The following is a 19,646-nucleotide window of genomic DNA, read 5'->3' as shown; positions in this document are numbered from 1 at the left end:
GTGGCCCTCTTCCAGCGTCTGCGTGTCTCCGCCTACGTCATCTGCGAGGACGACGACGGCCGCATCCTGTTCTCGCGCTGGATCGGCTACGAGGACGGCCCGCAGTGGTCGCTGGCCGGCGGCGGGCTGGATCCGGTCGAGGACCCTCAGCAGGGCGCGCTGCGCGAGCTGTTCGAGGAGACCGGTTACGTGTGCGAACTCGACGCACTGATCGGGATCGACGTCGAGCGCTTCGTCGGGCGACATCACGTGCCTGAGGGCTTCGACGGGCTCGACTTCCATGCCGTGCGCATCGTCTACCGCGGGCGCGTCATCGGCGGCGAGCTGACGCACGAGGTCGGCGGCACCAGCGACCTCGCCGCCTGGCTGTCGCGTGACGAACTCGCCGCGGCCCCCAGGGTCTCGCTGGTCAAGGCCGGGCTCGCGATGTACGACGACGGCGACGGCGTGCCGGTGACGCCCCGCGCGCCGCACCCACCCGCGCCCGACGGCGTCCGCGTCGAGCAGCGCGTCGCGGCCTACGGACGCCGGCCCGGCGGCGACATCGCCGGCGGACTCCTCGACCACGGCGCCGACCCGGCCGAGACGATCCGCGCCGCGTTCCGCGAACAGGGGGCCGACGTCACCGTCGGCCGGCCACTGGCCGCCACGAGCAGCGTCGAACCCCTCGGCGACAACGCCGTCCGCTGGATCGTCCGCCTCGACTACGACGTCAGCTGAAACCGCCACACGATCGCCATGGGGCTGCCCTCGTAGGCGGCGTTCGCGGCGTCGGGGATCAGCGGGTGCAGCGACCAGATGTTCGGCGGCGTACCCGACGGCCGGAGCGGCGGAGTCGCGCCCGGGGCGCTCGGCGGCACGCCGTCCGGGCCGACGAACGGCGACGGCCGCAGCGGTTCCACGCAGTGCCGGACCTCGAAGCCGAGAGGCAGCGCGGCGGCGAGGTACTCGCCGGCCGGCCGGCTGCGGTTCGGCAGGTACCCCATGCGGCCGTCCGGCCCGGGCACGACGATCGGCAGGCCGACGTCGCCGAGGCGGCCGCGCGCGTCCGAGACGACCAGCTGGCCGCCCGGCCGCAGCACGCGGGCGAACTCGGCGAACACCGGCGCGAGATCGGCGACGTGCGACAGCGCCAGCGCGCACACGACCAGGTCGACGCCGTCGTCAGGCACCGGCAGCGACGCGAGGTCGCCGGACTCGAACCGGCCCGACGGGACCTTCGCCCGCGCGACCGCCAGCATCTCCGGGGAGCTGTCCACCCCGACGACGCTGTGCCCGAGCCCGGCCAGGTACTCCGCGTGCCGGCCGGTACCGCAGGCTGCGTCCAGCGCGACGCCGGCCGGGAGCTCGTCGAGCAGCGACCGGACGATCGGGCCCTCGATGTCGATCAGCTGGTTGCCGGGCTCGTCATACCCGCCGGCCCACCATCCGTACGCCTCGGCCGACGTCAGCTCCGTCGCGGACCCGCCCGCGCCCAGCTCGTCGGCGCGGTCCAGCAGCGACCGGATCTCGGCCAGCCGGGCGGCCACGAACTCCTCGTCGTGCCGGCCGGCGAACGCGCGCAGCAACACGACCCCCTCGAGGCCGACGAGGTAGGCGAGCGGGTGCTGGTGGATCACGGGGGGATCAGTGCGAGTAGACCGGAGCCACGATGCCGCGTGCGAGCGTGTGGAACGCGAGGTTGAACGAGACGACGGCCGGTGAGGCGGTGTCGTCGACCCCGAGCATCTCGATGTCGACGGCGTGGACGACGAAGAAGTACCGGTGCGGGACGTCGCCCGGAGGCGGGGCGGAGCCGAAGTACTCGGCCGTGCCGGCGTCGTTCTTGACCGCGAACGCCGGATAGGGCAGCCCGGCGCCGCGCGCGATGGACGTCCTCGTCGCGGGAAGGTCGACGACGACCCAGTGCCAGAAGCCGCTCGGTGTCGGCGCGTCCGGGTCGAAGCACGTGAGCGCGTAACTGCGGGTGCCGTCGGGCGCTCCGGACCACGACAACTGCGGCGAGAGATTCGCCCCGCCGGCCGCCTTGGCGATGTAGTCGCCGGCGAGCTGCTCGCCGTCGCGGACGTCGTCGCTGGTCAGCGTCATGGACGGGACGGCCGGGAGCAGGGTGTACGGGTCGGGCGGGGTGGGTCGTGCGAGCGACATGCGGTCCTCCGTCGAAGGCATTCCGGCCCGGCTGACGTTAGCCGATCGACTCGTAGCCGTGACTCGCCATGTGAACGATTGGCATCAATGGGGCCATGGCTCTTGGCCAGGAGCGGTGCGAGAGTGCAAGATTCGCCAGTGGATACCGCAGAGGTGAGCGTTCACGACGCTCTCGCCGCACTTCGCGGCCGGCTCTCGGGGGTGCAGTATCCGCTGGAGGTCAGAGACGCGGACGACGTCCGCACGACGCGGCGCGACATGCTCGCTCAGCTCGACGACTACATCCTCCCGCGCCTCGACCAGCTGGACGCGCCGCTGCTCGCCGTCGTCGGCGGATCGACCGGTGCCGGAAAGTCGACATTGGTGAACTCGCTGGTCCGTCGGAAGGTCAGCGACGCCGGTGTGTTGCGGCCGACGACGCGCTCGCCGGTCCTGGTGCACCATCCCGACGACGTCGGCTGGTTCGACGAGCTGCGGGTGCTGCCGGACCTGCCGCGGGTGGCGATCCACGACCAGGCCGGCGGTGCGCTGCGGCTCGTCGCCGACGACGGTTTGCCGGCCGGGGTCGCGATCCTCGACGCCCCCGACGTCGATTCCGTCGTGACCGAGAACCGGACGCTCGCCGCGCAACTGCTGGCGGCCGCCGACCTGTGGCTGTTCGTCACGACCGCGGCCCGCTACTCCGACGCCGTCCCGTGGGACTTCCTGCGCGCCGCCGCGGACCGGCAGGCCGCCGTCGCCGTCGTCCTCGACCGCGTCGCGCCGGACGCCGTCAGCGAGGTCCGCACCCACCTGGCCGCGATGCTGGCCGAACACGGCCTGGCCGAGGCCCCGCTGCTGGTCGTCGAGGAGACCGCGCCCGACGACTCCGGCCTGCTGCCCGAGGAGGCGGTCGCGTCGGTGCGTGCCTGGCTGGACGGGCTGGCCGCGGACGAGTCGGCCCGCAACGAGATCGTCCGGCGGACTCTCGACGGCGCCATCAGCGGCGCTCTGCGGCAGGTTCCGCAGCTCGCCGACGCCGCCGACCGCCAGGTCGAGGCGCTGACACGGCTGCAGAACGAGATCGCGCACGTCTACGGCAAGGCGGCCAAGCGCATCGACGCCGCGTCCGCCGACGGCAGCATGCTCCGCGGCGAGGTGCTGGCCCGCTGGCAGGACTTCGTCGGGACCGGCGACTTCATGCGCTCGCTGGAGGCCCGGGTCGGCCGGCTACGCGACAAGGTGACGGCGTTCCTGAAGGGACGGCCGCAGCCCGCGGCGGCGGTCGAGGAGGCGATCGAGAGCGGCCTCGCCGCGATGATCGTCGAGGAGGCGAACCGGGCCGCCGAGAAGGCCGACGGCAAATGGCGCGACTCCGCCGCCGGCCGGGCCCTGCTGGGTGCCGACGACCTCTCCCGCACGAACGGTGACCTGCCGGAACTCAGCTCCAAGACGGTCCGCGAGTGGCAGGACGCCGTCCTGGAGATGGTCCGGACCGAGGGCGCGGACAAGCGGTTCAACGCCCGGCTGCTCTCGTTCGGCGTCAACGGGCTCGGGCTCGCGCTGATGATCGTCGTGTTCGCGTCGACGGCCGGGCTGACCGGCGCCGAGGTCGGCGTCGCGGGCGGGACGGCCGTCGTCGGGCAGAAACTGCTGGAGGCGTTCTTCGGCGACGAGGCCGTGCGGCGACTGGCCGCCGGTGCCCGCGCCGACTTGTCACAACGGGTCGAGGAGCTGTTGCGGACCGAGTCCGCGCGGTTCACCGACCGGCTCGGGGGACTACCCGTCGAGGCGGGCGCGGGCGACGCGCTGCGGGCCGCACTCGTCACCGTCGAGCAGGCCCGGGAGGACGCCGGATGAAGAGGTGGTCCCGCCGCGGCCGCATCACGCTGCCGGAACGGGTGACCGCGCTGCAGGAGGCGGTCGCCGCCGGTGGCAAGCGGCTGCCGTCGGACCTCGCCGGGACGGTGCAGGTGGTGGTCGACCGCGCCGGTGAGCGCCGGCAGCTGTCGGTCGAGCACACCGTCGTCGCGCTGGCCGGCGCCACGGGCAGCGGGAAGTCGACGCTGTTCAACCGCATCTCCGGCATGGAGGTCTCGGTCGTCGGCGTCCGCCGCCCGACGACGTCGGACCCGCTGGCCGTCGTGTGGGGGACGCAGGGGGTGATCCCGCTGCTGGACTGGCTCGACGTGCCGCCGCGGCACCGGGTCGCCCGTGAGAGCGTCCTGGACTCCGGCGAGAGCGACGACCTCGACGGGCTCGTGCTGCTCGACCTGCCGGACCACGACTCCACCCAGAAGGCGCACCGCGACACCGTCGACCGCCTCGTCGAGATGGTCGACCTGTTCGTGTGGATCCTCGACCCGCAGAAGTACGCCGACGCCGCGCTGCACGAGCGGTACCTGCGGCCGCTGGCGTCGCACCAGGGCGTCACCGTGATCGTGCTCAACCAGATCGACCGGCTCACCCGCGGTGACGTCGTCGAGTGCGTCACCGACCTGCGTGGACTGCTCGACAAGGACGGGCTGGACGAGGTCCCGGTGGTCGCCCTGTCGGCGGCGACGGGCGACGGCGTCGAGGTGCTGGTCGACCTCATCCGGACCGCCGTCACCAAGCGCCGCGCCGTCGACGAGCGGATCGAGGCCGACATCAGGATGACGGCCGAGCTGGTCGCTGCCGCGGTCGGCGAGGGTTCGCCCGGGTCCGTCGGCGAGCCGGAGCGACGGCGGCTCGCCTCGGCGGTCGCCGAGGCGTCGGGTGCCGACGTCGTCGCGACGGCTGCGGGACGGTCGTATCTGCAGCGGGCGCGCGTGGCGACCGGGTGGCCGATCACCCGGTGGCTGGGCCGGTTTCGACGCGATCCGCTGGCGAAGCTGGGCGTTCGGATGCGGGCGTCGGCGTTGTCCCCGTCCGCGGGTTCCGGCGGGCCTGGAGGCTCGGGTGGGTCTGGTGGCTCGGGTGGTGCCGGCGGGTCTGGTGGCTCGGGTGGCCGGGTCTCGTTGCCCGCGCCGACGACGGTGCAGCGGTCCCGATCCGACGCCGCGGTCCGCGAGTACGGCGACGCGGCGGCCGGCTCCCTGCCGCCCGCCTGGCGCGACGCCGTCCGCTCCGTCGCCGCATCGGCGGGTACGCGGCTGCCCGACGAGATCGATCGGCGGGTCGCCGGGACCGACTTCGGGATCGCGGCGCGGCCTGGCTGGTGGCGGCTGTTCAACGCGCTGCAGTGGCTGTCCCTGCTGACCGCGGCGGCGGGCGTGCTCTGGCTGCTCGCGCTGGCCGGTACGTCGTTCCTCCGCTTCGACGTGTCCGAGCCGGCGGTGGGCGGCATCCCTGTGCCGACCGTGCTGCTGGCGGGCGGGCTGGTGCTGGGCGTGTTGCTCGGGTTGCTCGGGCTCGTGGCCGCGCGGCGGGGGAGCCGGCGGCAGGAAGCTCGGGTCCGCCGCCAACTCCGCGACCTCGTCGACGGCGTCGCCTCCGATGTCGTCGTCCAGCCGATCGATGCCGAACTGGCCAAGTACGGCACCTTCAAGACCGCTCTGGACCGCGCCCTCACCTGATCGGGACCGCTGCCCAACTGGCCGGGAGCGACGGCCGGCCCCGGTATGCCGATCTCCGAGACTCGGCGCCGATATCGGCTCCGGGACGTCAGCTCCGGACGTCGGCTGCGGCATGTCGGTCCGCGGCCGCGTTGGCCGCGAGCGTCACTTGAGGATCGTCGTCCAGCCGATCAACGCCGAGCGGGCGGAGTGCATCTTCTTCGAAACCCCGTGGACGGCAGCCGCCACAGCCGTCCACTGCCGTTCACTGCCGTTGACCGTCGGCGCCCGACCGCCGCCGACCACGCCCGGCGGCGCATCGGGGCGCCGAGCCCGCCGCGCCCTGCGCACGTCGTCGTCCACAAGGCACGCGAGTTCGCGGAGTTGTCCACATTCCGCCGGACCGGCCTTTCGATCGGTCGCTCCGAACGGAAATCTCGTTCTCGTCAACCTCATCGGGTACGAGCACAGGAGTCGCCACATGAGCGAGGTCATGATCACCGTCGTCGGGAACGTCGCGACCGAACCCCGGCTGGACGCCACCAAGAAGGGCGAGACGTTCGCCAGCTTCAGGCTGGCCTGCAACGGCCAGCGGTACGACACCCGGGCACGGTCCTGGGTCGACGACGACACGTCCTTCTACACCGTCTACTGCTGGCGGTCGCCGCTGGCCGACAACATCAAGGCGTCGTTGCGCAAGGGCGATCCGGTGGTCGTGCACGGGCGGCTCAGGAATCGGGAGTGGCGCGACGACAACCACGTCATGCGCGTCTCGCCGGAGATCACCGCCCGCAGCCTCGGTCACGATCTCTACCGCGGCACGTCCTCGTTCACCAAGGTCAGCCGGCAGCCGATCCTCCCCGAGGACGACGACGCCGTCGACTCCGTGCGTGCCGCCTACTTCACCGACGATCAGCACGGCACCGTCGATCAGCGGACCGGAGAGATCATGTCCGGTTCGCGGCCGGCCCTCGAGGCCTCGCCGGCAGCCGGTGGCACCACCGTCGACCAGATCCTCAGCCGCGCCCCGGCAGCGGTCGGCGACCGTCTGACCGCCGGCGATCGCATGGCAGCCGGCGACCGCCTGATGGGCGACGACCGATCGGCGGGCAACCGGTCCCCGGCCGTCAGCGGCGGTAGCGGTGGCGGTGCTGACGGTGGCGACCGTTCGGCCGCTTCGCCGACGGCCGCGCCCGCCAAGACACGTCAGGCGGCCGACACACCCGCAGACACGTCGCCGACGCCGCGAGCGGGTGGCCGCACACGGCGCGAGAAGGCCGGAGTCGGCGCCTGACCGGCCCGGTGCCCGGAGCTGTGGCCGGGGGTGGTGGCCGCGCACGGCTGGCCGCGCGCCCGGCTGACCCCGAGCCCGACTGACCCCGCGCTGTCGGTCGCAGCGGCCTTCGGCACGGACGTCCCCCGGTCCGTGTCGTGCCTCCTCGACCGGCGGCGCGGTCCCCGGCAGGACGGCCGGGCGCCGGGCGGTGCCTGGCCCGTCCCAAAAGACCCCTCGCCGCGGAGCTCGTGCCGCGCTCCGCGGCGAGCGGAGCGGAGCGGGACGGGGCGGGACCTTTCGCCACCGACAGCGCGGCGCTTACAGCGCCGACCCGCGGCGACATCGACCACGCCGTCGACCGCGGCGCCGTCGAGTGAGCCGAGTGCGTCAGCCGCGCCCGCCGCGAACCGCACAAAGATCGGCGTCCGGCCCGCCGTCGAATCACGACGACAACGAACCTGAGAGGAGGACCAGGACCGCCAAACGCGCCGATATCCGAGTCGCAGCCGGCTGACCAGCGCAGATCGAGCCAGCAGGGTGCGCCGAAACCCGTCTCGCCCGGTGCTGGCCGTCCGGGACGGGCCGGTAGGGCAGGCCGTCGTGCTCACAGAGGGGGACGCGGTCGTCTCGGGGTGGCGCGAGGCCGTACTCTTGGACTCGTTATGGCGGACTTCATTTACTCCATGCGTAAGGCGCGCAAAGCGCACGGTGACAAGGTCATCCTCGACGACGTCACTCTGTACTTCCTCCCCGGAGCGAAGATCGGCGTGGTGGGCCCGAACGGCGCCGGTAAGTCGAGCATCCTGAAGATCATGGCGGGGCTCGATCAGCCGTCCAACGGTGACGCCCAGCTGGCGCCCGGCGCGACGGTCGGGTATCTCGCGCAGGAGCCGACGCTCAACGAGGACAAGACAGTGCTCGGCAACGTCCAGGAGGGCGTGGCCGAGACCCTCGAGCTGCTCAACCGGTTCAACGAGATCACCGAGAAGATGGCCGTCGACTACTCCGACGAGCTGCTCGACGAGATGGGCAAGCTGCAGGAGCAGCTCGACCACCGCAACGCGTGGGAGCTCGACTCCCAGCTCGAGCAGGCCATGGACGCGCTGCGCTGCCCGCCGCCCGACGCCGACGTGTCGGTGCTGTCCGGTGGTGAGCGCCGCCGTGTGGCGCTGTGCAAGCTGCTGTTGCAGCAGCCCGACCTGCTGCTGCTCGACGAGCCCACCAACCACCTCGACGCCGAGAGCGTGCTGTGGCTGGAGCAGCACCTCGAGAAGTACCCCGGTGCGGTCATCGCCGTCACCCACGACCGGTACTTCCTCGACCACGTCGCGCAGTGGATCGCCGAGGTCGACCGCGGCCGCGTCCACGGCTACGAGGGCAACTACACGACGTACCTCGAGACGAAGGAAGCGCGGCTCAAGGTCGAGGGGCAGAAGGACGCCAAGCGTCAGCGGCGCCTGCGCGAAGAGCTCGAGTGGGTCCGGTCCAACGCCAAGGGCCGCCAGACTAAGCAGCGCGCCCGCCTCGAGCGGTACGAAGAGATGGCGTCCGAGGCCGAGAAGACCCGCAAGCTCGACTTCGAAGAGATTCAGATCCCGCCGGGCCCGCGCCTGGGCAGCCTCGTCGTCGAGGCCAACGGCGTCACCAAGGGCTTCGGCGACCGCACCCTCATGCGCGACCTGTCGTTCACGCTGCCGCGCAACGGCATCGTCGGCGTCATCGGTCCCAACGGCGTCGGTAAGACGACGCTGTTCAAGATGATCGTCGGCCAGGAGACGCCCGACGAGGGCGCGTTCCGCATCGGCGACACCGTCCGGCTGTCCTACGTCGACCAGTCGCGCGGCGGCATCGACCCGAAGAAGAACGTCTGGCAGGTCGTCTCCGACGAGCTCGACCACATCAAGGTCGGCCAGGTCGAGATGCCCAGCCGCGCCTACGTGTCGGCGTTCGGGTTCAAGGGCCCGGACCAGCAGAAGCCCGCGGGCATCCTGTCCGGTGGTGAGCGCAACCGCCTGAACCTGGCGCTGACGCTCAAGATCGGCGGCAACCTGATCCTGCTCGACGAGCCGACCAACGACCTCGACGTCGAGACGCTGCAGTCGCTCGAGAACGCACTGCTCGAGTTCCCCGGCTGTGCCGTCATCACGTCGCACGACCGGTGGTTCCTCGACCGCGTCGCCACTCACATCCTCGCGTGGGAGGGCGACGACGAGGACCCCGCCAAGTGGTTCTGGTTCGAGGGCAACTTCGAGAGCTACGAGAAGAACAAGATCGAGCGCCTCGGCGCCGACGCCGCGCGTCCGCACCGGGTCACCTACCGCAAGCTCAGCCGCGACTAGGGGACCCTGCGTGCCGCGCCACGTGACACACGTGCCCCTGCGCTGGGCCGACATGGACGCCTACGGTCATGTCAACAACGTTGTCTACCTGCGTTACCTGCAGGAGGCGCGCGTCGACATGCTGTTCGTCCACGCCCCGAAACAGGGCGCGGAACAGCTCGCCGAGGGCGTCGTCGTGGCGCGGCACGAGATCAGCTACCACGCGCCGCTGCACTACCGGGCCGCGCCGGTCCGGGTCGAGACGTGGGTCCGCCGCGTGGGCAACTCGTCGTTCGATCTCGGCTACGAGGTGCTCGACGTCGACGGCGACGGCGGCCGCACGGTCTACGCCGTCGCGTCGACGGTGCTGGTCCCGTACGACCTCGAGGACGCGCGCCCGCGCCGCGTCGCGCACGAGGAGCGGCTCGTGCTCGAGTCGTTCCTCGAGCTCGACGGGCCCGAGCCGGGGAAGGCGGCCGCGTGAGGCACGTCTACGAGTGCTCCGTCCGGTTCGACGACCTCGACGCGTTCGGCCACGTCAACAACGTGACGTTCGCCGAGTACCTGCAGGAGGCGCGGGTCGACTTCGCGCACCGCCAGCTCGCGTCGTCGGGCAACGCGCCGCACGAGGGCTCCGTCGTCGTGCACCAGAGCATCGACTACACCGCGCCGGTCCCGTTCCGCACCGAGCCGCTGCAGGTGGAGGTGTGGGTGACGCGCATCGGCACCACGTCGTTCGAGGTCGCGTACGAGGTCAAGGACGAGTCGACGTTGTTCGCGCGGGCCACGGGTGTGCTGGTCGCGTTCGACGTCCGGGCGAACACACCGCGGCCGGTCAGCGAGGCCGAGCGCGAGGTGCTCGGACGCTACCTCGAGACGTCGCCGTGACGTCGTTCGTCCCGGCTCGCCCCGGCGCCGCCGGCGACCTGGCGATGTTCGCCCGCCGGGTCGCCAAGTACGAGCCAGACTCCGTGCTGCGCGTCGTCGCCCACGGGACGGTCGCCGGCTGCTTCGCCGAGACGCCGTTCGACGCGCTCGCGCTGCGCGCGGTCGGGCTGGCCGAGCCCGCCGACTTCGACGTCGTCGTCGAGGCCGGCACCCTCGCCGCCCGGGCGGTCGGCGCGGGCGGCCGGTTCGAGCTGCCGCCGGCGCTGCCCGCGCTGCGGTGGGCCAGCAGCCTGCCGCCGCGCACCGGCTGGACCGAACTCGCCCGGCTCCCGCTCACCGCCGTCGTCGCCGACGTCGAACGCGGCGTCGAGGAGTTCCGCACCCGCGCTGTCGGGGTCGCCGACGGCAAGTCGCTGCGGGCCGGGCGGGCGGCGCTGGAAGGGCTGGCGACGGAGATCTGGGACCGCGAGCTGGCGGCCGGCATGCCGCTACGGCTGGCGCACGCGGCGTCGTCGTACGGGTTCCTCGGCGGAGCGGACGACGCGGAGGTCGCGCTGCGCTCGGTCGGGGCGTGGTGGCGGCTGGACGCACCGCACGGCTCGGTGCTCGCTCGCACCGGCCTCGCGCTCTTCGCCCTCTGACAGGTGCTGCGGCGGATCGAGGCGGACGGCACTGAAGGCGGACGGCGCTGAGGTCCGGCCCACTGGCGAGCGCGTGCTCGTCGAATGACTGACGTGCCCACCGTGCGACCACGGTGGATGGGACCGTGCCGGCCCATGCGCTCGAGCCCTCGTCCCACGGACAGGCGTCCGTCCCGGCCCAGGTCCGGAGGCGCTGGAACCCCGCCCGTGTGCTGGTGATCGACAAGGGTGAGCGCCTCATCGTCCGGCCGATCCCTGACGATCCCATCGGCGCCGTCATCCGGCACGACGTCAGGCGGCCCGGCGGCGGAGGAGTTGCGGCAGGCGGCCGGACGGGTGGCGAGGTCGACGTTGCGGGTCAGGCGCGCCGCCAGCCCTCAGAGGCCGGCGTGGCGCCCAGGCGCAGCTGCCGAGGACGACGAACGGGAGACCGAGCGCTCGTGACGGTCTCCTGGACGCCTGAGCGGCGATCGCGCTCCTCGAGGGGGAGCCCGCGCCGGCCGAGGTGCGGCCCGTGCTCGAGACGGGTGAGGGTGCTGATCCACCCGCTGGATCTCGCAGAGGCCATCGACCGAACGGCCCGCCTGGTGGGCGCCGATCCCGCTGACATCGAGGCGGACATCGCCCTCCTGGGCATCGAACTCGCCGGCGTCACCGCCGACGCGCTTCCCGACCGCAAGGACGTACTGCCCTGATCGAAGGGGCGCTCACCGCCTGACGCAGCGATGAGCGCCCCTTCGAGACAGTCAGACGGCGAGCCAGACGGCGGTGTCGCCCGGCAGCCGGCCGTCGGGGCCGAGCGGGCCGCTGGAGAGGATCACCTCGCGGTGCTCCGGCAGGTCGGCCGGCGCCGTGCCGAGGTTCACCACGCAGGCGAACGCCTCGCCGCGGCGGAACGCCAGCACATCGGCGGCGGACGGGAGCCAGGTGAGGGACTCGTCGGCCGGGATGTCGCGGCGCAGGCGCAGCGCGGACCGGTAGAGCGACAGCACGGACCCCGGATCGCCGGTCTCGGCCTCGACGGACCGGTCGCCCCAGCCGGCCGGCTGCGGCAGCCACGCACCGCCCGCACCGAACCCGTAGGACGACCCCGAGGTGGCCCAGGGCAGCGGCACCCGGCAGCCGTCGCGGCCGCGCTCGGTGCGGCCGGACCGCTCCCAGACCGGGTCCTGCAGCGACTCCTCGGGCAGGTCGAGCACCTCGGCCAGCCCCAGCTCCTGACCCTGGTAGACGTACGCCCCGCCGGGCAGAGCCAGCATCAGCAGCGCCGCCGCCCGGGCGCGCTGCGTCCCCAACTCGACGTCGACCGGACCGCTGACCCGGCCCGCGTGCCCGGCGCCGGCCGCCGTGACGCCCCGGCCGTAGCGCGTGACGACCCGCTCGACGTCGTGGTTCTCGAGGACCCAGGTGGCCGGCGCGCCGACCGACCCGAGCACCGTCACCGAGTCGTCGATGGACCGGCGCAGCTCGGCGGTCGTCCAGGCCGACTTCAGGTAGTCGAAGTTGAAGGCGCTGTGCAGCTCGTCGTCGCGCAGGTAGCGGGCCAGCCGCTCGGCCGGCTCGACCCACGCTTCGGCGACGTACAGCTTCGGCGGGTCGTAGGCGTCGGCGATCTCGCGCCAGCCGCGGTAGATCTCGTGCACGCCGTCGCGGTCGAAGAACGGGTGGTCGGCGATGCTCGGGCGGTCGAGCAGCCCGGACTCGTCGTACGGGAGGTCGGGCCCGTCCATGTTCTTGACCATGCCGTGCGCGACGTCGATGCGGAAGCCGTCGACGCCGAGGTCGAACCAGAACCGCAGGATGTCGAGGAACTCGGCCCTGACCTCGGGGTTCTCCCAGTCGAAGTCGGGTTGCGAGACGTCGAAGATGTGGAAGTACCACTGGCCCGGCGTGCCGTCGGGCTCCGTGACCCGCTCCCACGCCGGCCCGCCGAAGACGCTGCGCCAGTTGTTCGGCGGCAGCTCACCGTCGTCGCCGCGGCCGTCGCGGAAGATGTAGCGGGCCCGCTCCGGCGACCCCGGCCCGGCGGCCAGCGCCTCCTTGAACCAGCGGTGATCCCACGAGCTGTGGTTCGGGACGATGTCGAGCAGGACCTTCAGGCCGAACCCGTGCGCTTCGTCGAGCAGCGATTTGGCCTGCGCGAGATCGCCGAACCGCGGATCGATGTCGCGGAAGTCGGCGACGTCGTACCCGCCGTCGTTCAGCGGCGACGGATACCACGGGTTGATCCACAGCGCGTCGATGCCGAGATCGCGTAGGTACGGGAGCCGCTCGCGGAGGCCGGCGATGTCGCCCTCGCCGTCACCGTTACCGTCGGCGAAGGACCGGATGTAGACCTGGTAGATGACGGCGTCTCTCCACCAGTCACGGGAAGCCTGAGTCACGGGACACCAGCCTAGAACAGCCCTCCGGCAGGCGCGACGGCTCTGCCCGGACGCGCCCGTGCCCCTCGAGGTCTGAGCGAAGCGGATTGACGGTATCGGCGCGAGGCTCGCTGTGCTCACCCTCGAACACGGCCGGATCCGCGCCGTCGGGTTCCGTGACCGCCACCATCGCGCCGCCGTAGCCGTCCGGCTCACGCGCCGGCACGTCCGCCGACGGGGCGACGCGCTCACGACCGCATCACCGGCCGGCCGCGGCGTCGAGCAACACGGCCGGCAGCGGATGTGGTGTCATGGCGGTTCACGTCAACCGCCAGCGCTGAGGAGTGGTGCACCGTGCACGGTCCCGACCTGCTGATCGACGCGTTCGGACGGATCCGCGAGCGGGTCCATGCGACGGTCGGCGGGCTGACCCCGAGCCAGCTCGCCTACCGCGTCGACCCGGACGCCAACTCGATCGCCTGGCTGGTCTGGCACCTGACCCGCATCCAGGACGACCACGTCGCCGATGTGGCCGGCATCGACCAGGTGTGGACGGCAGGCGGCTGGGCCGACCGGTTCGGGCTGCCGTTCCCGCACGGCGCGACCGGGTACGGGCATGGCAGCGCGGAGGTCGCGGCCGTCGTGGTCGACGATCCGGCGCTGCTCATCGGCTACCACGACGCCACGCATGAGATCACCGAGGGCTTCCTGCGCGAACTCGACGACGAGACGCTGGACCGGATCGTCGACGAGAACTGGGATCCGCCGGTGACGATGGGCGTGCGGCTGGTCAGCGTGCTGGGCGACAACAGCCAGCACATCGGCCAGGCGGCGTTCGTGCGCGGCATCCTGACCCGGCTCGGCGTCAGCTGACGGCGCCCTGGGGAAGCGTCCGCTGACGGCGCGGCCGGGGTCGGGGTGACGGCGCGCCCGGCGAACAGGGCGACCACGCGGCAACCGGCGCACGACCACGCGGCACCTGACGAACGGGTCGCCGTCGAGCCCTCGTCCTGGACGCGGCCGAACGAGACCACCCCGACCCAGAACGCCGCGGCCCCGGTCGACAGGTGCGTCGGGAGCAGCTCGGCGGAGAGTGAGCCGGTTCCGTCAATCCTCGAAGGTGTTCACCATGGAGTGAGCCGCCCGCTCGAGGTAGTCCCACAAGGTGTCGCGGTAGATCGGCGGCAGATCGAGCTCGTCGACCGCCGTCCGCATGTGTAGCAGCCAGCGGTCGCGCGCCGCCGGGTTGACCTTGAACGGCGCGTGCCGCATGCGCAGCCGGGGGTGACCGCGCTGGTCGGAGTAGGTCGTCGGGCCGCCCCAGTACTGCTCCAGGAACAGCAGCAGCCGCTCCTCCGCCGGTCCGAGGTCTTCCTCGGGGTACATCGGCTTCAGCAGCGGGTCGGCGGCGACGCCCTCGTAGAAGCGGTGCACGAGCTTCACGAACGTCTCGTGGCCGCCGACGGCGTCGTAGAAGTTGTCCAGGCGCGTGGTCACGCCCTCCATAGTCGTCGCCCGCATCCCCGAGATGCAAAGTGCCCCTGGCCACACATCGGCGGAGCGGACAGGGAAGGATGGACGACGGCCGCACACACGTCGCATGGGAGGACACGTTTCATGGCTACGACCCGCACCGCCACCACGCGCTGGGAAGGCTCGCTCTTCGAGGGCGCCGGCCGCGTCTCGCTCGACTCGTCGAAGGTGGGCACCTACGACGTCACCTGGGCCTCGCGTGCGGAGACGCCGGACGGCAAGACGTCGCCGGAGGAGCTCATCGCGGCGGCGCACTCGTCGTGCTTCTCGATGGCGTTCTCCAACGGGCTGACGAAGGGCGGCACGCCGCCCACGTCGCTGGAGACGTCCGCGGACGTGACGTTCCAGCCGGGCGAGGGCATCACCGGCATCAAGATCACGGTGCGCGGCGTGGTGCCGGGCATCTCCAACGAGGACTTCGTGGCCGCGGCCGAGGACGCCAAGGCCAACTGCCCGGTGAGCAAGGCGCTGACCGGCACGACCATCACGCTCGACGCGGCGCTCGCCGACGCCTGAGCCTCTGGCGCGGAGGGGTGCACCACGATCGAACCGACCGTGGTGCACCTCCGCGGCGGCACCCGCTCTCTCCCGGGTGCCTGGCAACGCGTGAGGTGCCCGCTGACGCGTTCAGGCCGTCAGTGCGGCCCGGTGGTGGACCCGAAGGTCCGGCGAGCCTGCGCGAACGCCCGGCTCGTGATGGGTAGCAGCGACACGACGACCGAGGCGATCCACAGCGCGAGCGCGACGATCGGCAGGGCGATGTAGCGCCCCGCGCCGTTGCTCGCGAGATCGATGACCCCGACGACGTACGCGATGATCACCAGCCCGCCGAGGCCCACGAGGATCCATCGGGCGAAGGCGAGCCGGAACAACAGCAGCAGTGCGACCGTCGCGGTCGTGCAGCCGACGGTCATCGAGGCGGAGATGGCGAAGTCGACGTTCCCGGTGACGTCGCCGGAGAACGCCAGCCCCACCAGCGCCGCGATGGCGTTCGGCCCAGGCGTGCCGAACCAGTTGGTCAGCGCGATGATCAACGTGAACACCGCGCAGGCCAGGAACAGCGCCGCCGTCAGGTAGATCGGCATCGCCGTCGCCGGCCGGTGCTGCCCACCCGGGTAGGGCGCGTAGCCGTACGGCTGCTGCCCCGGCGCCGGGTAGTAGCCCTGCGGCGGCGGGTAGCCGGGCTGGCCCTGCGGCGGGTAGCCGGGCGGCGGAGCGTACCCCGGTTGCGGTGCGTAGCCGGGCTGTCCCTGCGGCGGATAGGCGGCCTGGCCGGGTGGGGCGTACGGCGCCTGCCCCGGTGGTGGCGCGTACGGCGCCTGTCCCTGCGGCGGATAGCCCGGCTGGGCCGCGTACCCCTGAGGCGGGTAACCCGCCGGCGGGTACTGGCCCGGCTGCTGGCCGGGCGCGACGTGACCCTGACCGTGCTGCGGGTGGTACGGCGTCTGTCCCGGCGGCGCCGCCTCGGGTGACGGCGCCGCAGCGGCCGGGCCCGCCTCGGGGACCACGTCGAACGGGCCGGTCGTGGCCTCGCTGGGCTGGACGGCAGCAGCCGAGCCCTGGTGCGGCGCGGCCTGCTGGGCCGGTGGTGAGGTGGACGGTGGATAGGGGTGTGGGTCCGCGGGCGGGCCGTCGGGATCGCCCGTGGGCCGCGGAGCCTCGTCAGGTTCTGTCACGGCCGAACCGTAGTCGACCGGCGGGCGTTCTCGCAGGGGGACGCGCCCCGGCGAGGCGACGGCGCACACCTGAGGGCTGGGCGGGCGCGCACCTGAGGGCTGGGCGACGGGCCGGTCAGGGCTCGTGCGGCGGGATCACCGGCGGCGCGGACCCGGAGCTCGCGGGCGGCGGGTTCGTCGGGTCGCCGCCGGCCTGGGCGGGCGACTCCGTCGCGACCGGCAGCGTGAGCCGTTCCGCGTCGAACCGGCGCTTGATGCGTTCGCGCAGCTCTCGCGCGACGCCCCACTGCTCGAGCGGCTTGGTCTTGATGACCACCCGGATCAGCACGCCGTCGGCGGTGAGGTCCTCGACGCCCCAGACCTCGGGGGGTTCGAGGATCAGCTCGGACCAGCGCTCGTCGGCGGCGAGGTCGGTGACGACCTCCTCCAGCAGGCGCTTGGCGCGGGAGACGTCGGCGTCGGCGGGGATGTGGACGTCGAGCAGCGCCCGCGACCAGCCGTAGGACGAGTTGCCGACGCGCACGATCTCGCCGTTGCGGACGTACCAGACGGTGCCGTCGACGGAGCGCAGCCGGGTGATGCGCAGGCTGACGGCCTCGACGGTGCCGACGGCGTGGCCCATGTCGACGACGTCGCCGACGCCGTACTGGTCCTCGAGCAGCATGGCCGAGCCGGCGAGGAAGTCTTTGACGAGGTTCTGCGCGCCGAAGCCGAGTGCGACGCCCAGGACACCGGCCGACGCGAGCACCGGTCCCACGGCGTAGCCGAGCATCTCGAGCGCCGTGACCACGGCGATGGCGCTGATCAGCACCGTCGTGATGCTGCGCAGCACTGATCCCATGGTCTCGGCCCGCAGCGCCCGCCGCTCGGAGTACGCCCCGGCGCCGCCGAACACGATGCGGGCGGCCCGGGCGGACCCGAGGACGGCCTTCGGCGGCTCCTTCTCGACCGTGCGGCGGACCATGCGGTTGATGAACTTGTGCAGCAGGTAGCGGGTGACGACGGCGATGAGGATCAGGCCGGCCAGCCGCAGCGGCACGTCGAGCAGGACGTCGCGCCACCATTCGGCGGAGTACTGCTCGGCCTGGGTGAGTTCGGGCGCGGCGACGAGGCCGGCCGTGCCGACGACCCCGCCCGCCGCCAGCAGGCCGATCATCGGGATCACCGCACCTCCAGTCCCAGCTGCGCGGCGACGAAGCCGAGCTGGTCGGCGCTGAGGTCGACGGTGCGTGAGACCGCCCGGGCGCCGTGTCCGACGTTGGCCTCGGCGCGCAGCAGCACCGGCCGCGTCGCAGGGTCGCCCGAGGTGGCGGCCTGCAGGGCGGCGGCCATCTTGCGGGCGTGCAGGGTGTCGACGCGGCTGTCGCCGTCGAAGACCGTGAACAGCACGGACGGGTACTCGACGCCGTCGCGGACGTGGTGGTAGGGCGAGTAGCCGAGCAGCCAGCCCAGCTCGACCGGGTCGGACGCCGTGCCGTACTCGTCGTTCCAGGACTCGCCCAGCCCGAACTTCTCGTACCGGACCATGTCGAGCAGCGGCGCGGAGCAGACGACGGCGCGGTACAGCTCCGGGCGCTGGGTGAGCGCGGCGCCGACCAGCAGGCCGCCGTTGGACCCGCCGAAGATCGCCAGCTGGTCGCTCGTCGTCCAGCCCTCGGCGACGAGATACTCGGCGGCCGCGGCGAAGTCGTCGAACACGTTCTGCTTGTGCTCGCGCATGCCGGCGCGGTGCCACGCCTCGCCCTCCTCGGAGCCGCCGCGCAGGTTGGCGACGGCCCACACGCCGCCGGCCTCGACCCAGGCCAGGATGCTGGCCGAGTAGGCGGGCGTGAGCGCGATGTTGAAGCCGCCGTAGCCGTACAGGACGGCCGGCCGCGGCGCCCGCGCGCCGCCGTCGGCGCTGCCGGCCGGCGACACGATGACCATGCGCACCTCGGTGCCGTCCTTCGACCGGTACGTCACCTGCTTTGCTGAGATGGCCCGGACCTCGATTTCCCCGGGCGCGTCGGCCCACGTCGAGACCGTCCGCGATCGTGCGTCGTAGTGCAGGATGCGCACCGGCACGGTGTGGTCGGTGTAGGCGAACCACGCCTCGTGCCCGCCCTCGGGCCGCTCGGACAGCCCGCCGGCGCTGCCGATGCCGGGCAGCTCGAGCGTGTGCAGCGGCTCGCCCGTGGCCAGCGAGTGGGCCGTGACCTCCGAGATCGCGTGCCGGGTGCGCGATGCCAGCAGCACCGGGGCGTCCAGCTCGGCGCCGTCGAGCAGGGCGAAGTCCTCGAGCACCGCCTCGGGGTCCTCGGGCAGGAGATCGCGCCAGTGCTCCGGCTCGGGCGTCGCGGGGTCGGTGACGGCGAGCCGGCCGCGCGGGGCCCCGAGGTCGGTCCACACGTACAGCCGGCCGTCGCGGCCCACGTGCAGGCTCGTCTTGGCGTCCTGGCCGACGACGACAGGGCGCAGCCGCGGAGCCGCGAGGTCGGCGTCGGCGCCGAAGCCGGCGATCCAGACGTCGTTGCGTGGCGCGGTGCCCTGCGCGGCGGAGACCGTCAGCCAGCGGCCGTCGCGGCTGACCGAGACGCCGTAGTAGTTGGTCTTCTCCATGCCGGAGCCGAAGATCTCGACGTCGTCGGCGGGGTCGGTGCCGAGCCGGTGCAGGTAGACGCGGCGGTGGAACTGGTCTTCGTCGGCGGGGACGGAGCCCTTCGGCAGCCGGCGCACGTAGTAGAACGCCTCGCCGCCGGGCAGCCAGGCGACGGGGGAGTAGCGGGCGCGGTCGATGGGGCCGTCGACCACCTCGCCCGTCTCGACGTCGAGCACCCGCAGCACCGACTCCTCGGTGCCGCCCTCGGAGACCTGGTACGCCAGCAGGGCGCCCTCCTTGGACGGCTGCCACGCGTCGAGCGTGGTGGCGCCGGAGGGGTCGAGCGCGACGGGGTCGACCAGCGTGCGCTCGGCGCCGCCGGGGTCGACGGTGAGCAGGACGGCGTGCTCCTGGTCGGGCGTGCGACGGGTCTGGAACACCCGCTCGCCGCGCCAGACCGGGACGCCGACGGAACCGGCGCGCAGCAGCCGCGTCAGCCGGTCGGCGAACGCCGGGCGGGCCGGCCAGCCGGTGCGGTGTTCGTCGAACAGCACGCGCTGCGCCTTGGACCACGCCTGCGTGGCGGGGTCGTCCTCGGCCTCGAGCCCGCGGTACGGGTCGGGCACCGTGACGCCGTGCAGCACGTCGGCGTCGGCGCCGCGCGCGGCGGGGGGATACGGCTGCGGGGGAGTCGATGCGTCGATGGCCAC

At 72.7% G+C, this 19,646-nt stretch carries 19 protein-coding genes; 11 read left to right on the top strand and 8 right to left on the bottom strand.

Annotated elements, in window-relative coordinates:
* Positions 1 to 720 carry an NUDIX hydrolase gene (locus tag DZA62_RS28315; protein WP_198664289.1) on the top strand — a complete coding sequence of 240 codons (720 nt, stop codon included), beginning with the start codon at positions 1 to 3 and terminating at the stop codon, positions 718 to 720.
* On the opposite strand, the gene DZA62_RS28310 is transcribed toward DZA62_RS28315, so the two are convergent.
* Both DZA62_RS28310 and DZA62_RS28305 read right to left on the bottom strand, forming a co-directional pair.
* Positions 705 to 1,619: a class I SAM-dependent methyltransferase gene (locus DZA62_RS28310; RefSeq protein WP_116952302.1), complete on the bottom strand. Its 915-nt coding sequence runs from the start codon at positions 1,617 to 1,619 to the stop codon at positions 705 to 707. The two genes, DZA62_RS28315 and DZA62_RS28310, sit on opposite strands and share 16 nt — an antisense overlap.
* Before the next feature lie 7 nt (positions 1,620 to 1,626).
* Positions 1,627 to 2,148, bottom strand: a complete 522-nt coding sequence (locus tag DZA62_RS28305; RefSeq protein ID WP_116952361.1) for a YbhB/YbcL family Raf kinase inhibitor-like protein — start codon at positions 2,146 to 2,148, stop codon at positions 1,627 to 1,629.
* 153 nt (positions 2,149 to 2,301) lie between these two features.
* On the opposite strand from DZA62_RS28305, the gene DZA62_RS28300 reads away from it, so the two are divergent.
* A complete protein-coding gene (locus DZA62_RS28300; RefSeq protein WP_198664288.1) occupies positions 2,302 to 3,987 on the top strand; it encodes a GTPase domain-containing protein in 1,686 nt (561 codons plus the stop codon).
* On the top strand, positions 3,984 to 5,684 hold the full coding sequence (locus DZA62_RS28295) for a GTPase (RefSeq protein ID WP_116952300.1): 1,701 nt from the start codon (positions 3,984 to 3,986) through the stop codon (positions 5,682 to 5,684). Before DZA62_RS28300 ends, DZA62_RS28295 begins: the two co-directional genes overlap by 4 nt.
* A 144-nt stretch (positions 5,685 to 5,828) precedes the next feature.
* Here the strand turns inward: DZA62_RS28295 and DZA62_RS35995 are convergent, their stop codons facing one another.
* Positions 5,829 to 6,026: a hypothetical protein gene (locus DZA62_RS35995; RefSeq protein WP_157987959.1), complete on the bottom strand. Its 198-nt coding sequence runs from the start codon at positions 6,024 to 6,026 to the stop codon at positions 5,829 to 5,831.
* Positions 6,027 to 6,144: 118 nt separating this feature from the next.
* Between DZA62_RS35995 and DZA62_RS35990 the strand changes: the two genes are divergently transcribed.
* From DZA62_RS35990 to DZA62_RS35985, 6 genes are all read left to right on the top strand, one after another.
* Entirely contained in the window at positions 6,145 to 6,957 is an 813-nt protein-coding gene (locus tag DZA62_RS35990) for a single-stranded DNA-binding protein (RefSeq protein ID WP_157987958.1), read from the top strand.
* A gap of 644 nt (positions 6,958 to 7,601) precedes the next feature.
* Positions 7,602 to 9,278 (top strand): energy-dependent translational throttle protein EttA, encoded by a 1,677-nt coding sequence (gene ettA / locus DZA62_RS28285; RefSeq protein WP_116952298.1) that lies wholly within the window; start codon positions 7,602 to 7,604, stop codon positions 9,276 to 9,278.
* Positions 9,279 to 9,288: 10 nt separating this feature from the next.
* Positions 9,289 to 9,741: an acyl-CoA thioesterase gene (locus DZA62_RS28280; RefSeq protein ID WP_116952297.1), complete on the top strand. Its 453-nt coding sequence runs from the start codon at positions 9,289 to 9,291 to the stop codon at positions 9,739 to 9,741.
* Positions 9,738 to 10,145 carry an acyl-CoA thioesterase gene (locus tag DZA62_RS28275; protein ID WP_116952296.1) on the top strand — a complete coding sequence of 136 codons (408 nt, stop codon included), beginning with the start codon at positions 9,738 to 9,740 and terminating at the stop codon, positions 10,143 to 10,145. The genes DZA62_RS28280 and DZA62_RS28275 overlap by 4 nt, the downstream gene beginning before the upstream one ends.
* Positions 10,142 to 10,786, top strand: a complete 645-nt coding sequence (locus DZA62_RS28270) for a hypothetical protein (RefSeq protein ID WP_116952295.1) — start codon at positions 10,142 to 10,144, stop codon at positions 10,784 to 10,786. Before DZA62_RS28275 ends, DZA62_RS28270 begins: the two co-directional genes overlap by 4 nt.
* A 533-nt stretch (positions 10,787 to 11,319) precedes the next feature.
* A complete protein-coding gene (locus DZA62_RS35985; protein WP_157987957.1) occupies positions 11,320 to 11,481 on the top strand; it encodes a hypothetical protein in 162 nt (53 codons plus the stop codon).
* 51 nt (positions 11,482 to 11,532) lie between these two features.
* Here the strand turns inward: DZA62_RS35985 and DZA62_RS28265 are convergent, their stop codons facing one another.
* Positions 11,533 to 13,170, bottom strand: a complete 1,638-nt coding sequence (locus DZA62_RS28265) for a glycoside hydrolase family 13 protein (RefSeq protein ID WP_116952294.1) — start codon at positions 13,168 to 13,170, stop codon at positions 11,533 to 11,535.
* Positions 13,171 to 13,503: 333 nt separating this feature from the next.
* On the opposite strand from DZA62_RS28265, the gene DZA62_RS28260 reads away from it, so the two are divergent.
* On the top strand, positions 13,504 to 14,022 hold the full coding sequence (locus DZA62_RS28260; RefSeq protein WP_116952293.1) for a mycothiol transferase: 519 nt from the start codon (positions 13,504 to 13,506) through the stop codon (positions 14,020 to 14,022).
* A gap of 234 nt (positions 14,023 to 14,256) precedes the next feature.
* Here DZA62_RS28260 and DZA62_RS28255 read toward each other — a convergent pair whose 3' ends face one another.
* Positions 14,257 to 14,655 carry a globin gene (locus DZA62_RS28255; protein WP_116952292.1) on the bottom strand — a complete coding sequence of 133 codons (399 nt, stop codon included), beginning with the start codon at positions 14,653 to 14,655 and terminating at the stop codon, positions 14,257 to 14,259.
* A 111-nt stretch (positions 14,656 to 14,766) separates the two neighbouring features.
* Between DZA62_RS28255 and DZA62_RS28250 the strand changes: the two genes are divergently transcribed.
* Positions 14,767 to 15,198 (top strand): OsmC family peroxiredoxin, encoded by a 432-nt coding sequence (locus tag DZA62_RS28250; protein WP_116952291.1) that lies wholly within the window; start codon positions 14,767 to 14,769, stop codon positions 15,196 to 15,198.
* A gap of 119 nt (positions 15,199 to 15,317) precedes the next feature.
* Here the strand turns inward: DZA62_RS28250 and DZA62_RS28245 are convergent, their stop codons facing one another.
* The 3 genes from DZA62_RS28245 to DZA62_RS28235 form a co-directional block, all read right to left on the bottom strand.
* A complete protein-coding gene (locus DZA62_RS28245; protein ID WP_157987956.1) occupies positions 15,318 to 16,358 on the bottom strand; it encodes a hypothetical protein in 1,041 nt (346 codons plus the stop codon).
* 115 nt (positions 16,359 to 16,473) lie between these two features.
* On the bottom strand, positions 16,474 to 17,514 hold the full coding sequence (locus tag DZA62_RS28240) for a mechanosensitive ion channel family protein (protein ID WP_232827631.1): 1,041 nt from the start codon (positions 17,512 to 17,514) through the stop codon (positions 16,474 to 16,476).
* Positions 17,515 to 17,519: 5 nt separating this feature from the next.
* Positions 17,520 to 19,646, bottom strand: a complete 2,127-nt coding sequence (locus tag DZA62_RS28235; RefSeq protein ID WP_232827625.1) for a prolyl oligopeptidase family serine peptidase — start codon at positions 19,644 to 19,646, stop codon at positions 17,520 to 17,522.

Source organism: Jiangella endophytica (assembly GCF_003427025.1).
GTDB classification, from domain to species: domain Bacteria; phylum Actinomycetota; class Actinomycetes; order Jiangellales; family Jiangellaceae; genus Jiangella; species Jiangella endophytica.
This window is presented reverse-complemented; position numbering and strand designations above follow the sequence as displayed.